The organism is Pseudomonas parafulva (genome assembly GCF_002021815.1).
GTDB lineage: Bacteria > Pseudomonadota > Gammaproteobacteria > Pseudomonadales > Pseudomonadaceae > Aquipseudomonas > Aquipseudomonas parafulva_B.
Genome location: NZ_CP019952.1, coordinates 4676405 through 4690783, shown reverse-complemented (window position 1 = coordinate 4690783; position 14379 = coordinate 4676405). Strand labels below are relative to the sequence as shown.

Sequence of the window (14379 nt, the reverse complement as noted above, 5' to 3'; positions counted from 1 at the left end):
ATGTCGAAACGAAACACGCCACAACGCCGCCATAACATACTGGCCCTGCTCGCGGAGCAGGGCGAGGTCAGCGTGGATGCGCTGGCGAGACGGTTTGACACGTCCGAGGTCACTATCCGCAAGGACCTGGCGGCACTGGAAAGCAATGGTTTGTTGCTGCGCCGCTACGGCGGGGCTGTAACCATGCCGCAGGAGTTGCTGGCGGAGCCGGCGCAACCCGTGTCGGCCTACAAGCGTGCCATTGCACGTGCCGCTGTGAACCTCATCCGCGAACACGCTCGGATCATCATCGACAGCGGCAGTACCACCGCCGCCATGATCCCTGAACTCGGTCGCCAGCCGGGCCTGGTGGTCATGACCAATTCGCTCAATGTTGCCCGGGCCATCAGCGAACTCGAGCACGAGCCGGTGCTGCTGATGACAGGTGGCACCTGGGACCCGCATTCCGAGTCCTTTCAAGGCCAGGTGGCCGAACAGGTTCTGCGCTCGTATGACTTCGACCAGTTGTTCATCGGGGCCGATGGCATCGACCTGGAACGCGGTACCACCACATTCAACGAATTGCTGGGTCTGAGCCGCGTCATGGCCGAGGTCGCCCGTGAGGTGATCGTGATGGTTGAGTCGGACAAGGTCGGCCGCAAGATTCCCAACCTCGAACTGCCGTGGGGCAGGGTGCACACCCTGATCTCGGACGAACGCCTGTGCGAACAGGCACGCGCACAAATTAAAGCACGCGGCGTCAATCTGATCTGCGCCGCTATCAGTCAGGAGTAACCAAGCATGTGTGGAATTGTAGGTGCTGTGGCCGAACGCAACATTACCGCCATCCTTATCGAGGGCCTGAAGCGTCTTGAATACCGTGGGTATGACAGCGCAGGCCTGGCGGTGCTGACGCCCGAGGGCGAATTGCAACGCCGTCGCCGCATCGGCAAGGTCAGCGAGCTTGAAGCAGCCGTCGCGCTCGAGCCAATCGCAGGACGGCTCGGCATCGCGCATACGCGCTGGGCAACCCATGGCGCGCCTACCGAAACCAATGCCCACCCGCATTTCTCAGGCCATGACGTGGCCGTTGTGCACAACGGCATCATCGAGAACCACGAGGAACTGCGCGAGGAACTGAAGGGATTGGGCTATGCCTTCGTGTCCCAGACCGATACCGAAGTGATCGTCCACCTGATCGACCATCTCCTCAAGGGCATTCCCGACCTGGCAGACGCCTTGAAGGCTGCGGTCAAGCGCCTGCACGGTGCCTATGGCCTGGCATTGATCAGCAAAAGCCAGCCTGACCGCCTGGTCGCTGCGCGTAGCGGCAGCCCGTTGGTGATTGGCCTGGGCCTCGGTGAAAATTTCCTTGCCTCTGACCAACTGGCCCTGCGGCAGGTCACCGATCGCTTCATGTATCTCGAAGAGGGCGATATCGCCGAGATCCGTCGCGACCACGTCGCCGTCTGGGACCACGATGGCCATCCTGTGCAGCGTGAAACCGTGCAGTACCACGAAGGCGCCGAGGCCGCTGACAAGGGCCAGTACCGTCACTTCATGCTTAAGGAAATCCACGAGCAGCCGCGGGTGGTGCAACGCACATTGGAAGGTCGCTTGGGCCATGACCATGTCCTGGTACAGGCATTCGGTCCGCAGGCAGCCGAGCTGTTTGGCAAAGTGCGCAATGTGCAGATCGTAGCCTGTGGTACCAGCTATCACGCCGGCATGGTTGCACGTTACTGGCTGGAAAGCCTGGCGGGGATACCCTGCCAGGTAGAAGTAGCGAGCGAGTTCCGTTACCGCAAGGTGGTCGTGCAGCCCGATACGCTGTTCGTTTCCATCTCCCAGTCAGGCGAGACCGCCGATACCCTGGCAGCGCTGCGCAACGCCAAGGAGCTGGGCTTCCTTGGCAGCCTGGCGATCTGCAACGTGGGCATCAGCTCGCTGGTGCGTGAATCCGACCTGACATTGCTGACCCTGGCCGGCCCGGAAATCGGCGTCGCTTCGACCAAGGCCTTCACCACCCAGCTGGTGTCGTTGATGCTTCTGACCTTGGCCTTGGGCCAGGTGCGCGGCACCCTGGACAAGGGCGTCGAAGCTGAACTGGTCGAGGAACTGCGCCGCCTGCCAACACGTTTGGGTGAAGCATTGGCCATGGACGCAACCGTCGAGAAAGTCGCCGAGTTGTTCGCTGACAAGCATCACACCTTGTTCCTGGGCCGCGGCGCTCAATACCCGGTGGCCATGGAAGGTGCGCTCAAGCTCAAGGAAATCTCCTATATCCACGCCGAAGCCTACCCCGCGGGCGAGCTCAAACATGGCCCGCTGGCGCTTGTGGATAACGACATGCCGGTGGTGACCGTTGCGCCGAACAACGAACTGCTGGAGAAGCTCAAGTCCAACCTGCAGGAGGTGCGTGCACGCGGCGGTGAGCTGGTGGTCTTCGCTGACGAGCAAGCCGGGTTGAGCAATGGCGAAGGGACCCATGTGATTCCGGTCCCGCATATCGCGGATGCGCTGGCGCCGATTCTGTACACCATTCCTTTGCAGTTGCTCTCGTACTATGTCGCCGTGCTCAAGGGGACTGATGTTGACCAGCCGCGGAATTTGGCGAAGTCGGTGACGGTGGAGTGAGGGCAGCTTTTCGACAGTGCCAGCTTAACGTCGAGCAGAAGCCGTGAAATACGGTCGGTGATCATCTGATCGACCGGCAGTCAAAACCCCCGTTTTCACGGGGGTTTTTATTGGCGATTTTTCATGCTCTTGCGCTTCAGAGTTGGTTGGGCCGAAACCCTACACCTAATGCTTCCTGCGGCCGTCTCGAATCTCGGTGCTTTAACATCAGATAGATGGAATTGAGTTGATATATCATAACGTTTAATTGGTTATGATATAACGTCTAAAGGCTTAGCACTTTTTAGCGAGCTTCCCGGCACCTGATCTCTTCCCTGTCTACTCACCCAGGAGCACCCATGCGAGTCACCCCGGCCTCCCTTGCCATGTTCACGGTAATGGTTACCCCTGAACTGTTCGCCGACCAACCCGGCAGTTCCACAATCACTCTTGGCGCCGTGAACATCACGCAAGACGCCAAGGTGGCGCTGAGCACCGAGAACGTGCTCACTTCGGTCGATGTGCTGGGCGGTGATCAGGTCGAGGACAAGAACGTCATGAACAGCTGGCAGCTGCTGGGCCAAATGCCGGGCATTCAGCTCACCGAAACAGGGCAGGGGGCCGAATCGGGCAAGGTAACGTTCCGCGCTTTCAACGGCGAAGGGTACATCAACGGTATCAAGACGCTGATCGATGGGATCCCGAGCAACGTCAACAGCGGCAACCAGCGCTTCATCGACATGATCTTTCCCCTGGATATCGACTACATCGAAGTGGTCCGGGGCACGAACGACCCGCGTTACGGGTTGCACAACATCGCGGGCAACATCAACTTCGCCACGCGCCAAGGCGGCAACTATATAGATAGCCGGCTGACCTATGGCAGCTTCGACACCCGTGAGGTGCAGTTGGCGGTCGGGCACGAGGAGGGGAATTTTGCCCAGAACTACATCCTTGCCAAGCAGGACAGCAATGGCTACCGCGATCACAGCAACTCGAACAAATACGCGCTGGGAGGTAAGTGGTTCGTTAGTAACGACGAGCAGAATTTCCGCATTGGGCTGATCGCGCGCCTGTACCATCACCAGGCTCAGGAGTCCGGGTTTCTAACCCGTGAACAGATGCACGTCAGCCGCACGCAATCACCGGCGAAGAACGCCAATGACGGTGATGACCGCGACATGAAGCATCTCAGCCTGCACGCGGATTGGCAGCTCAATGATGACCTGAGCCTTAGCAGCAAGCTGTATTACAACGGCTACAACGATGATCGCACCATCACCTTCACGGATTACCGCCCCGGTAACGCGCCCCGTCAGCGTCGACAATGGGACGAACAGCAGACGGGCATGCTCAATAACCTGACATGGCGCGTGAACGAGCACCTCACCCTCGACGGCGGTGTCAACTACGAGGAGCAGGACAACCGCTACGGTCGCGAGCGTTACAGCTTCAGCCTTCCGACCAACTTCGATACCGTACCGGCGCGCGTGCAGAATGACGATCGCTATACCCTGCGCAACACCGGTGCCTATGTTCAGGCCGTTATCCAGCCCATCGAGTCACTGAAGATCATACCGGCCATGCGGGTGGATAAGTTCACCGGCAATACGCAGCTCTTGGGTGGCGTCAAAGGCTCGCTGCAAGACTACGGCTGGATCCGACAGCCCAAGCTGAGCGTCATTTACAGCGTTACTCCCGATATCGACGTTTACGCCAATTGGGGGCGTACCTTCCAGATACTCACCGGCTCTACCGAGCCTGCCTACCTGAGCCCGGGGCAGCCTTCATACGATCCGTCGATCAACACAGGCAAAGAAGTCGGTATCAAGTTCAGACCGTTCGAGGGCGCCCAAGCGCGGGTCGCGATCTGGCAGCAGGATGCTACCGATGAAGTGGCAAACATGCCCAGTACCGGGACCACGGTCGGGCTGGGTGAAACGCGCCGCCGCGGTGTGGATTTGCAGATCAATGCCCAGCTGGATGATCAGTGGACTGTCTATGCCTCCCACGCCATCCAGGAAGCCAAGGTGATCAAGGCGTTTTCTGCTGCCGGGCAATCACTCTCGGGTAAGGAGGTGTTCTCCACGCCTCGGTACGTGAGCACCGTGGGTGTCGATTATCGTTATAACGATGACTGGAAGTTCGGTGTGCAGGGTAGGGCGCAGGGAAGCTACTACATCGACGAGCTTAACGAGCAAGGCAAATACGGTGGGTTTGTCGTCGCGGACGCCAGCGTCAGCTACCGCATCACGCCCGCTGCCAGCGTCGATGTGCAGGTCAAGAACCTGCTGGATCGCAAATACGAATACGTCTGGTACGACAACTTCTTCTGGGGCGGTGACGACCAGGCGATGTTCTCGCCGGCACCTGGTCGGTCAGCATTCGTTTCCCTGAATCTGAAACTGTAGACCCCGCCTGCAACGTTCGTTTTACAGACAGTTCCTACAGATGGTCTACGCTGAACCGGTGGCTTTCGAAATGTCTTGGGTCTTGCCCCGTACATGGGAAGGAAGGGTTCCATGCTTGCTCAGCTTCCGCCGGCTTTGCAGAGTCTACACCTGCCGTTGCGTTTGAAATTGTGGGACGGCAACCATTTCGACTTGGGCCCCAGCCCGCAAGTGACCATTCTGGTCAAGGAGCCTCAGCTGATTTCCCAGCTCACCCATCCAAGCATGGATGAGCTGGGTACCGCTTTCGTGGAAGGCAAGCTTGAGCTCGAAGGCGACATCGGTGAAGCGATCCGAGTCTGCGATGAACTCAGCGAAGCACTGCTGCCCGATGATCGCGATCATGCTCCGCAGCGCCTGGCGCATGACAAACGAACCGATGCCGAAGCCATTTCCTACCATTACGATGTGTCCAACGACTTTTACCGGTTATGGTTGGACCAGGACATGGTTTATTCCTGCGCCTATTTCCGTGAGCCGGACAATACGCTGCAACAGGCCCAGCAAGACAAGTTCGATCATCTGTGTCGAAAGCTGCGCCTGGCTGCCGGTGACTACTTACTGGATGTGGGGTGTGGATGGGGAGGTCTGGCGCGCTTCGCTGCACGTGAATATGGGGCGAAAGTCTTTGGCATCACGTTGAGCAAAGAACAGCTCAAGCTGGGCCGGGAACGTGTGGAGGCCGAAGGCCTGGGCGACAGTGTAGACCTGCAGATTCTTGATTACCGCGACCTGCCACAAGACGGGCGCTTCGATAAGGTCGTCAGCGTGGGCATGTTCGAGCATGTCGGTCATGCCAATCTACCGCTGTATTGCAAGACGCTATTCGGCGCAGTGCGCGAAGGCGGCCTCGTCATGAACCATGGCATCACGGCCAAGCATGTGGATGGCCGCCCGGTGGGTCGAGGCGCTGGAGAGTTCATCGACCGCTATGTATTCCCGCACGGTGAGTTGCCCCACTTGTCGATGATCAGCGCCGCTGTCTGTGAGGCTGGGTTGGAAGTGGTCGACGTGGAAAGCCTGCGCATGCACTACGCCAAGACTCTGCATCACTGGAGCGAGAACCTGGAAAACCAGCTGCACAATGCGGCTGCTTTAGTGCCGGAAAAGACACTGCGTATCTGGCGTCTTTATTTGGCAGGTTGCGCCTATGCGTTCGAGAAAGGCTGGATCAATCTGCATCAAATACTGGCGGTCAAGTCCTACGCGGATGGCCATCATGATCTACCTTGGACGCGTGAGCATCTCTACCGTTAGCGCTCACCTCCTGTGTGCCAAGCTTCACCGAACTCGCTCCAGGAGTGAGGTCGGTGAAGCTTGGCGCGTTTTACAACACCGGTGAAATCAACCTTGCGATGCGCATGCCCACCTGCTGTAGCCGATGGGTGGCCTCGGTTTCCTCAACCGTTATCTCTCGCGCATTGGCAAAGTCTTCGTTGAGCATGCGTTCGACCGTATCGGCGAATGCCTTGTCGATGGTGAGCAAGGTGATCTCGAAGTTCAGACGGAACGATCGATTATCCAGGTTGGCGCTGCCGACAGCGCTGATGTCGTCATCCACCAACACGACCTTCTGGTGCAGGAACCCAGGCTGATAGCGGAACATGCGTACACCGGCGCGTACCGCTTCGAATGCGAACAGGCTGGAGGCGGCGTACACGATCTTGTGGTCTGGTCGAGACGGAATCAGGACACGCACATCTACCCCGCGTAGGGCTGCTAGCCGCAGGGCAGCGAATACCGCTTCATCGGGAACGAAATACGGGCTCGTTACCCAGACGCGATGCTTGGCCGAGTGGATAGCCTCCAGAAAGAACAGCGAGCAGGTTTCCTTGGAGTCTGCAGGGCCACTGGCCAATGCCTGGCACAGAACGCCGTCATCCGGATAGTTGTCCTGGAGGATCAGGGGAGGCAACTGCCGAGTTACCCAGTACCAATCTTCAGCGAACGATTCCTGCAGGCACGCTAGCACTGGCCCACTGATTTGCATATGAGTATCACGCCAGGGGGAAAGCTTGGGGTTAGCGCCCAGGTACTCGTCGCCGACATTGTGACCACCCACAAAGCCGACCAAGCCATCAACCACGACGATCTTGCGATGATTGCGAAAGTTGACTTGGAGGCGATTGAACAAGCCTCGACGGGTAGCGAATGCATGTATCTGCACACCTCCTGCACGAAGCCGCTGGCTGTAGCGGCGGGGCAGGGAATGGCTGCCGACACCGTCATAAAGCACAAACACCTGAACGCCTTCGGCCGCCTTGCGCAGCAGTATCTGTTGCAAGGCCCGCCCAAGTTCATCGTCATGGATGATGAAAAACTGCACCAGTACAACGCGCGTCGCTTTCTCGATGGCTTCGAACACCGCCTCGAAGGTGCGCTTGCCATCAATCAACAGCTCGACCTGATTATTGGCCAGGCACGGCATTCGGCTGAGTTTGGGCATTGCGCGCAAGGCAGCGTAGCTGTCCGATGCGCGAGCGGCGAGAGCTTCTTCGACCCAAGGGCGCCAATTCAGGCTGGCCATGGCGACATGCATTTCCTGATTGGCCTGGCGCCTGGCCTTTATGTAGGCATTGAAGGAGCGCGCACCGAATATCAGGTAAGGAATGAGCGTCAGGTAAGGAATGAAGAAAAGCGGCATGGCCCAAGCGATGGCGCCTTGAGCAGTACGGACTGTGAACAACGCATGGAGCGCGGCGATAATACCTAGCAGATGAATCACGCCAAGTAGATAGCCAAAAAAAAGGGGGCTGTGGTAATCCATATGCATCCTGCTTGTCGAATACACCTTAGGTAACAGAACACGAACGTGGTTCGCCTGCAACAAGCGGTTCGTTTCAACGTCTAACTCAAACATCGTCGGGGTGACCGGCATTTCCAGGAGTGTGTTTTCCATGAAAATTCGTATGCCGTTGCTGGCGCTGGCCTTGTGCGCAAGTTGCGTAACGGCCCAGGCCCAAATGCTTCAACCCGGCTTGTGGGAGCTGACTACCAGCAATATGCAGGTCGATGGCAAGCCGCTACCTGATATGGATTTCATGCTCAGTCAGTTGAAGAACCTACCGCCCGATCAACGGGCGATGATGGAAGGCATGCTTGCCAAGCAAGGTGTCACCGTGGGTGGTAAAGGGGTGCGTTCCTGTCTTACCCCTCAGCAGGTGGCAACCAATGACATTCCCCTGCAGGATCCAAAGTCCGGCTGTACTCAAAAGATTACCGATCGCACCGGCAACGTTTGGAAGTTTCAGTTCAGCTGCCCCAAGGCCCAGGGCAATGGCCAGGCTACCTTCCTGAGTGACAAGGAATTCACTACACAAGTAAGTGGTACTTTCAATGCGTCGGGTGTTCAGCAGCAGGGCAGCATGAATACACGTGCGGTATGGCTGGGCAATGACTGCGGTACGGTCAAGCCTCGGACGTGATGTTCCACTGCCACTGGGCAGTTGCTACGGCGTCGTGGGCATGCAGGCTTTCAGCATGTTCCACGCGCACTTTGAACGCTTTACTCCATTCCACAGCCCTTAGCGCCCCATAAACTCGCCTGGCTGCGTCCTCGCAAAACATCAAATTTTGTCCATTTGCCAGGGCGAATGCTTGCTCATCGGCGCGCTTCACGGCGGTTTGTACCGCAGTGCCCAAGGCTTGCTCGGCCTTGTCTATCACCTCGGTTATGGGGAGATCAGGATGATTATCCTCGAGCCTGACACTTATCTTCGCCATGCTCCTCTGGCTGTGAGGCGTCGCTACGATGCCTTCCGAAGTGCCCAGCCACGCAACGACCTCATCACTATCCACGTTTCCTATGCCAAATCGCGCTTGAAACTGTCGCTGAATAAGCTGTCGAGCCAGCGCCGCTGAACAAGGGCATGTAGACGAGTAGGGTATCGAAACGGATAGTTCCACGTGGAACATTTCATGTTCGATCCGTGCATGGATCTCGACGTCATAGCTTTTCCACCCGGCAAGAGGACTAACCAAGGCAGGCCGTTTAAGCAAATGCTGATAGCTCAATCGCACGTATGCCGCAGACGATTGCCCATCATGACTGTTGAGAAAACTCGCTAAAAGGCGACGCAGCAGCAGCGGACGCAGCGGCTCCTGTTCAAGATTTTCAAGCGCCAGGTACAGACGCGACATGTGTATGCCGCGTGAGTTGCCATCCACAAGGTTAACACCCGCATCTGCCGTAGCTGCTACCAGACGGCCCCCGATCTGCATCGGCATGGCTATACCGCACATCCCTACCCAGTCCAATGGTGTGGTGGAATTCAGATGCTGTGCAGCGACGTCGGGAAGCGGGGGATGGGACATGGGATTTCCAAGGCTATGCGTGTATGTGGAACATTGGGTCCACTGCGGATGGGCGCAGTGAGGTAGCGGCTGAGTCGTCAGCAATGCGCCGTGAAATGGGCTGGTCGTTTTCTATTCATTACACAGAGCTCTCGTCAGGAACCACTTGGCTAAATTGTATTGTTACTTTATAACATTATGCAATGCATCGTTTCGAATGCGCCTGTGTGATGAGGTTTTGCCATGTCCAATCGTCTTCCTGTCACTGTGCTCTCCGGGTTTTTGGGCGCAGGGAAAAGCACGCTTCTCAACCATGTTCTGCGCAATCGCGAAGATCTTCGTGTCGCGGTCATCGTCAATGACATGAGTGAGATCAACATTGACGCCAGCGAAGTCCAGCGCAATGTCACCCTTAACCGGGCCGAAGAAAAGCTGGTGGAGATGAGCAATGGCTGCATCTGCTGCACGCTGCGTGAAGATCTGCTTGAAGAGGTTGCACGCCTGGCCGAGGCGGGGCGCTTCGATTACCTGCTGATTGAATCGACTGGTATCTCAGAACCTCTGCCTGTGGCTGAAACCTTTACCTTCCGTGATGAGCAAGGCCGCAGCCTGTCGGATCTGGCGCGTCTCGACACTATGGTCACCGTAGTGGATGCCTTGAACTTCATGCGTGATTATCAAGCCGCGCAGAGCCTGGAAAGCAGTGGCCAGACTTTGGGAGAAGACGATGAACGCTCGATCAGCGACTTGCTGATTGAGCAGGTAGAGTTTGCTGATGTATTGCTGTTGAGCAAAATCGATCTGGTCAGTCAGGCCGAACGGGAAGAGCTTTCAGCCATCCTCCGTAGCCTGAACCGCCGAGCCCAGATCATTCCAATGGTCATGGGTCAGGTTCCCCTTGCCAGGATTCTGAACACCGGCTTGTTCGACTTCGACCAGGCAGAGCAAGCGCCCGGCTGGTTGAAGGAGCTTCGCGGTGAACACACACCGGAAACAGAAGAATATGGCATCCAAGCGACCACCTGGACCGCACGGCGGCCTTTTCATCCGCAGCGGTTCCATGACTTTGTCCACACGCCCTGGAGTAATGGCCGGTTACTACGTTCTAAAGGGTTCTTTTGGTTGGCGAGCAAATATAAAGAAGCGGGCAGTTGGTCTCAGGCAGGCGGCATGATGCGCCATGGTCTGGCTGGTCGCTGGTGGTGTTTCGTACCCCGCGAACAGTGGCCGGAGGATGTGGATAACGTTGCAGCCATTCTTGAACATTGGTTGCCAGATACTGGCGACTGCCGGCAGGAGTTAGTGTTCATAGGTCAAAATCTGAATGTGGCGCAATTATCCACAGCTCTTGAACAGTGCCTGTTGACGGATGAAGAAATGGCACTCGAGCCCATGGGCTGGCTGCGTTTTCCCGATCCATTCGGCCCCTGGGACGAGCGGGTGGCCGCGTGAGTAAGCCAGAGGCTGTGGATATCCGTCAGGTGTTTGGCCAGACTCCTCAGGCAATGGCGCAGGTCCTGCAGGACGGTGTCAATCTCGCTGTCTGGCAGCGACAACTTCCGCCTCAGCTTCACGACTTTGCAGAAGTTGTGGCGGGGCTTGGTGGATCGTTAGCGGATCAGCGGGTGCTCGAGGTCGATGAGCATCAGGTCCCAGTGATCGACGCGCTGCTGCAGGAGGCTGTGGATATCCACGGCTATAACGCTTTCGTCGCGGATGTCACATGGCTCGTGTCGGCTTATAGCTGCTTGCTTGGCGCGCGTCGCGTGGGTTTGCGCGTACGTGCGCTGACCAGTCCGATGTGCCCACGTTTCCATGTGGATAACGTTCCGCTGAGACTGATTACAACGTATGCGGGACCGGGTAGTGAGTATGTGCCGGAGCAGGAAGTGGCGCGAACTGCATTGTCCACAGGCTATGCCGCTGTGGATAAGGTGATGCGCCTGAATGCTGGTGACGTGGCGTTATTCAAGGGCGAGCGCTGGGAGGGCAATGAAGGCGCAGGCGTCGTACATCGATCCCCTTCAGGGCCACCCCGGCTGTTGCTCACGCTTGACTGGCTAGCCTGACAGCGCATAGTTGAGCAAATCGCTCGCTTGAAGAACCCTCATGCTCCGCAATATTCCCACCCATGTCATTGCTGGCCCGCTGGGGGCCGGCAAGACCACACTGATTCATCACCTGCTTCAGCAGAAGCCTGATCACGAACGCTGGGCCGTATTGGTCAACGAATTCGGGGCAGTAGGACTGGATGCGGCACTTTTGTCCACAAGCCAGAACGGCATCACGATAGCCGAAGTGGCAGGAGGCTGTTTGTGCTGTGTCAATGGGGTGCCGTTCCAGGTAGGCCTGAGCAGGCTTCTGCGCCAGTGCAAGCCGCACAGGCTGTTCATAGAACCATCCGGTCTGGGCCATCCCCTTCAATTGCTTGATCAATTGACCCAGGCGCCTTGGCACGATGTGCTGACAGTTCAGCCGTTAGTAGTCGTTGCTACACCCGCGTCTCTGCGTATTGGCAAGCAACTGCCAACTGCACAATCAGCGGCATTGGAAGCCTGTGAAACGCTAGTTATCAATAAGTCAGAGGTTGTGGATAAATATTTCAAGCTGTTGATAAATAAAGAATTCTCAGGGAAAAGGCTGATATGGGCGACCCAAGGTCGGCTTCCTCTCAAATGCCTGCCTGTTCATCAAAACGAGATTGTTGACAGCCCTAACACCAATATCGGGATTGTCGACAATCTGCCAAAGGCACCGCTGGCTCTTTGGACGAACCGGCGTGAGCCGATATGCCAGGTATTTCAAGGAGAGGATGGGTGGAGCATAGGCTGGCGCTGGCACCCCGCGCAGCGCTTTTATCCACAGGCAGTAGATGAGCTGTTGAAGACGTTGACGTGGCGACGTGCCAAGGGTGTTATCAACACTGCACAAGGAAGGCGCTCCTTCAATGCACTGGAAGGTGAGTTGGCACCTTGGCAGCCCAGTGAATGGGCAGCCGACAGTCGCCTGGAGTTGATTTTCGAAAGGCCTCAGCCTGTGGACGAGCTGCAAGCCCGCGTGCAGGAGTGCCTTATGCCTTGATCAGTTGTGCCAACGGTCATGTTGTTGGCGCCACTGCTGCATTTCGATCACATTGTCCGCGCGCGGGGGCGTCTTGATTTCGAAGGGGTAGGGTGCAAGCTCTATCTGCACGCTGTGCGCGCCGAACTGGGTCACGGTACCAGGGTGACGTTGCTCTCCCGTCACGGTAAATTCGAAGCCGTAAATGCGTGCCAGGCGCTTGCGACCATTGGCATCACGCACGAAGGCAATACGTTTGAGCGCGACGGCGTCATCCAGCAACTGAAGGTCAAGCTTGGCGCAATGTTGTTTGACCCTTTCCAAGGCCTTCTCGCGCAGACCGTGGTTATGCCACAGCCAAGCGCCTGCCGTGGCCATCACCATCAGGACAAACAGATTCTCCAGGGTCAACATGTGCGTAGGCTCCAAACAGATCGATCCAGCTTAACTGCGTCCCTGGCCTGTCGTACAGGTGGCAATCACGTTCATACTGCGCGTTGCATGATTCTTGAACAGCTTTGGAAATGACTCGCATGAAACGTACCCCGCACCTGCTCGCCATCCAGTCCCATGTGGTGTTCGGCCATGCCGGCAACAGCGCTGCGGTATTTCCCATGCAGCGTGTCGGCATCAATGTGTGGCCGCTCAACACGGTGCAATTCTCCAATCACACCCAGTATGGCCAGTGGAGCGGAGACGTGCTTGCTCCAACGCAAATTCCTGCGTTGGTGGAAGGCATTTCCAACATCGGTGAGCTGGGGGAGTGTGATGCCGTGCTCTCGGGCTACCTCGGCAGTGCCGAACAGGGGCGCGCGATTTTGGAAGGCGTGGCGCGAATTAAGGCCGTCAACCCGCGGGCCTTGTACCTGTGCGATCCGGTCATGGGCCACCCTGAGAAAGGGTGCATCGTATCGCCGCAGGTCAGCCAGTTTCTGCTGGAGCAAGCGATCACCAAGGCTGACATTCTGTGCCCCAACCAGCTGGAGCTAGACAGCTTCTGTGGCCGGCGCGCCGCATCACTGGAGGATTGCGTAGGCATGGCGCGCAGTCTTTTGCTCAAAGGGCCCAAGGTTGTGCTGGTCAAGCATCTGGCTTACCCAGGACGCGCAGAGGACCAGTTCGAGATGCTGTTGGTGACTGCCGAACACAGCTGGCACCTGCGCCGCCCACTGCTGGCCTTCCCGAAGCAACCGGTGGGCGTGGGTGACCTGACTTCCGGTCTGTTCATGGCGCGGGTACTGCTTGGCGACAGCTGGGAGCAGGCATTCGAGTTTGCAGCCTCCGCCGTACACGAAGTACTGCTGGAAACTCAAGCCTGCGCCAGTTACGAGCTACAGCTGATACGTGCCCAGGACCGCATAGCCCACCCGCGCGTGCGTTTTGAAGCGAGGCTGTTGAGCGCTTAGACGCCGTCGGTTTTCAGGTTCTGGTAGCGTTTTTCCAGTTCCTGGCGAATCTGCCGTCGCTGCTGGCCTTGCAGGAATCGGCGTTTCTCCTCGCTACTCTGCGGTTGGCGCGGCGGGACCGAGACTGGCCGTCGATTATCGTCCACGGCCACCATGGTGAAAAAGCAGCTGTTGGAATGGCGCACCGAGCGTTCACGAATGTTCTCGGTAACAACCTTGATACCGACCTCCATGGAGGTATTGCCGGTGTAGTTCACCGACGCCAGGAAAGTTACCAACTCGCCCACATGCACCGGCTCGCGAAAGATGACCTGGTCGACTGACAGCGTGACTACATAGGAGCCTGCATAGCGGCTGGCACACGCATACGCGACTTCGTCGAGGTACTTGAGCAGCGTGCCGCCATGTACGTTGCCAGAGAAATTCGCCATGTCGGGTGTCATCAAGACGGTCATGCTCAGTTGGGCGTTTCCAGGTTCCATAAAATGCTCACGGTAAGATTGCGCGCAATCGCGCCAAAGGCTAGCAGGGGCTCTGTTCTGATGAGGCGGCAGCCTGCGTTTAACGGGACGCTC

Annotated in this window: 13 protein-coding genes; 9 read left to right on the top strand and 4 right to left on the bottom strand. The window is 57.4% G+C overall.

Annotated features, from left to right (window positions below):
- From B2J77_RS21230 to cfaB, 4 genes are all read left to right on the top strand, one after another.
- A complete protein-coding gene (locus tag B2J77_RS21230) occupies positions 1–774 on the top strand; it encodes a DeoR/GlpR family DNA-binding transcription regulator (RefSeq protein WP_058602719.1) in 774 nt (257 codons plus the stop codon).
- Between the two features lie 6 nt (positions 775–780).
- Positions 781–2616, top strand: coding sequence for a glutamine--fructose-6-phosphate transaminase (isomerizing) (gene glmS, locus B2J77_RS21225; protein ID WP_058638776.1), 1836 nt, complete (start codon positions 781–783; stop codon positions 2614–2616).
- A gap of 338 nt (positions 2617–2954) precedes the next feature.
- Positions 2955–5006, top strand: coding sequence for a TonB-dependent receptor (locus B2J77_RS21220; protein WP_078479372.1), 2052 nt, complete (start codon positions 2955–2957; stop codon positions 5004–5006).
- Positions 5007–5117: 111 nt separating this feature from the next.
- A complete protein-coding gene (gene cfaB / locus B2J77_RS21215; RefSeq protein WP_078479371.1) occupies positions 5118–6302 on the top strand; it encodes a C17 cyclopropane fatty acid synthase CfaB in 1185 nt (394 codons plus the stop codon).
- Between the two features lie 70 nt (positions 6303–6372).
- On the opposite strand, the gene cls is transcribed toward cfaB, so the two are convergent.
- Entirely contained in the window at positions 6373–7812 is a 1440-nt protein-coding gene (gene cls / locus B2J77_RS21210; RefSeq protein ID WP_078479370.1) for a cardiolipin synthase, read from the bottom strand.
- A 130-nt stretch (positions 7813–7942) separates the two neighbouring features.
- Between cls and B2J77_RS21205 the strand changes: the two genes are divergently transcribed.
- Positions 7943–8470 carry a DUF3617 domain-containing protein gene (locus tag B2J77_RS21205; protein ID WP_058638780.1) on the top strand — a complete coding sequence of 176 codons (528 nt, stop codon included), beginning with the start codon at positions 7943–7945 and terminating at the stop codon, positions 8468–8470.
- Here B2J77_RS21205 and folE2 read toward each other — a convergent pair.
- A complete protein-coding gene (gene folE2 / locus B2J77_RS21200; protein WP_058638781.1) occupies positions 8454–9359 on the bottom strand; it encodes a GTP cyclohydrolase FolE2 in 906 nt (301 codons plus the stop codon). The genes B2J77_RS21205 and folE2 overlap by 17 nt on opposite strands.
- Positions 9360–9581: 222 nt before the next feature.
- Here folE2 and zigA point away from each other — a divergent pair, with 222 nt between their 5' ends.
- Genes zigA through B2J77_RS21185 form a run of 3 tightly spaced genes read left to right on the top strand, consistent with a single transcriptional unit; the run spans position 9582 to position 12419 of the window.
- On the top strand, positions 9582–10790 hold the full coding sequence (gene zigA / locus B2J77_RS21195; RefSeq protein WP_078479369.1) for a zinc metallochaperone GTPase ZigA: 1209 nt from the start codon (positions 9582–9584) through the stop codon (positions 10788–10790).
- Positions 10787–11407 carry a DUF1826 domain-containing protein gene (locus tag B2J77_RS21190; protein ID WP_267128931.1) on the top strand — a complete coding sequence of 207 codons (621 nt, stop codon included), beginning with the start codon at positions 10787–10789 and terminating at the stop codon, positions 11405–11407. Before zigA ends, B2J77_RS21190 begins: the two co-directional genes overlap by 4 nt.
- 40 nt (positions 11408–11447) lie before the next feature.
- Complete coding sequence (locus tag B2J77_RS21185) at positions 11448–12419, top strand: CobW family GTP-binding protein (RefSeq protein WP_078479368.1); 972 nt, start codon at positions 11448–11450, stop codon at positions 12417–12419.
- On the opposite strand, the gene B2J77_RS21180 is transcribed toward B2J77_RS21185, so the two are convergent.
- Complete coding sequence (locus tag B2J77_RS21180; protein ID WP_058602729.1) at positions 12420–12812, bottom strand: DUF3301 domain-containing protein; 393 nt, start codon at positions 12810–12812, stop codon at positions 12420–12422.
- A gap of 119 nt (positions 12813–12931) precedes the next feature.
- On the opposite strand from B2J77_RS21180, the gene pdxY reads away from it, so the two are divergent.
- The gene (gene pdxY, locus B2J77_RS21175) at positions 12932–13804 is read left to right on the top strand and encodes a pyridoxal kinase PdxY (protein WP_058638785.1); all 873 of its coding nucleotides are present in this window, start codon (positions 12932–12934) and stop codon (positions 13802–13804) included.
- Here the strand turns inward: pdxY and B2J77_RS21170 are convergent.
- A complete protein-coding gene (locus B2J77_RS21170; protein ID WP_023532667.1) occupies positions 13801–14286 on the bottom strand; it encodes an acyl-CoA thioesterase in 486 nt (161 codons plus the stop codon). The two genes, pdxY and B2J77_RS21170, sit on opposite strands and share 4 nt — an antisense overlap.
- Between the last annotated feature and the right edge of the window lie 93 nt (positions 14287–14379).

Excerpts from the sequence above, each read along its gene's own strand:
- cls (WP_078479370.1), bottom strand. The coding sequence starts at position 7,812 with ATGGATTACCACAGCCCCCTTTTTTTTGGCTATCTACTTGGCGTGATT.
- B2J77_RS21180 (WP_058602729.1), bottom strand. The coding sequence starts at position 12,812 with ATGTTGACCCTGGAGAATCTGTTTGTCCTGATGGTGATGGCCACGGCA.
- B2J77_RS21220 (WP_078479372.1), top strand. The coding sequence starts at position 2,955 with ATGCGAGTCACCCCGGCCTCCCTTGCCATGTTCACGGTAATGGTTACC.
- B2J77_RS21205 (WP_058638780.1), top strand. The coding sequence starts at position 7,943 with ATGAAAATTCGTATGCCGTTGCTGGCGCTGGCCTTGTGCGCAAGTTGC.
- B2J77_RS21185 (WP_078479368.1), top strand. The coding sequence starts at position 11,448 with ATGCTCCGCAATATTCCCACCCATGTCATTGCTGGCCCGCTGGGGGCC.
- B2J77_RS21230 (WP_058602719.1), top strand. The coding sequence starts at position 1 with ATGTCGAAACGAAACACGCCACAACGCCGCCATAACATACTGGCCCTG.
- cfaB (WP_078479371.1), top strand. The coding sequence starts at position 5,118 with ATGCTTGCTCAGCTTCCGCCGGCTTTGCAGAGTCTACACCTGCCGTTG.
- zigA (WP_078479369.1), top strand. The coding sequence starts at position 9,582 with ATGTCCAATCGTCTTCCTGTCACTGTGCTCTCCGGGTTTTTGGGCGCA.
- pdxY (WP_058638785.1), top strand. The coding sequence starts at position 12,932 with ATGAAACGTACCCCGCACCTGCTCGCCATCCAGTCCCATGTGGTGTTC.
- B2J77_RS21170 (WP_023532667.1), bottom strand. The coding sequence starts at position 14,286 with ATGGAACCTGGAAACGCCCAACTGAGCATGACCGTCTTGATGACACCC.
- glmS (WP_058638776.1), top strand. The coding sequence starts at position 781 with ATGTGTGGAATTGTAGGTGCTGTGGCCGAACGCAACATTACCGCCATC.
- folE2 (WP_058638781.1), bottom strand. The coding sequence starts at position 9,359 with ATGTCCCATCCCCCGCTTCCCGACGTCGCTGCACAGCATCTGAATTCC.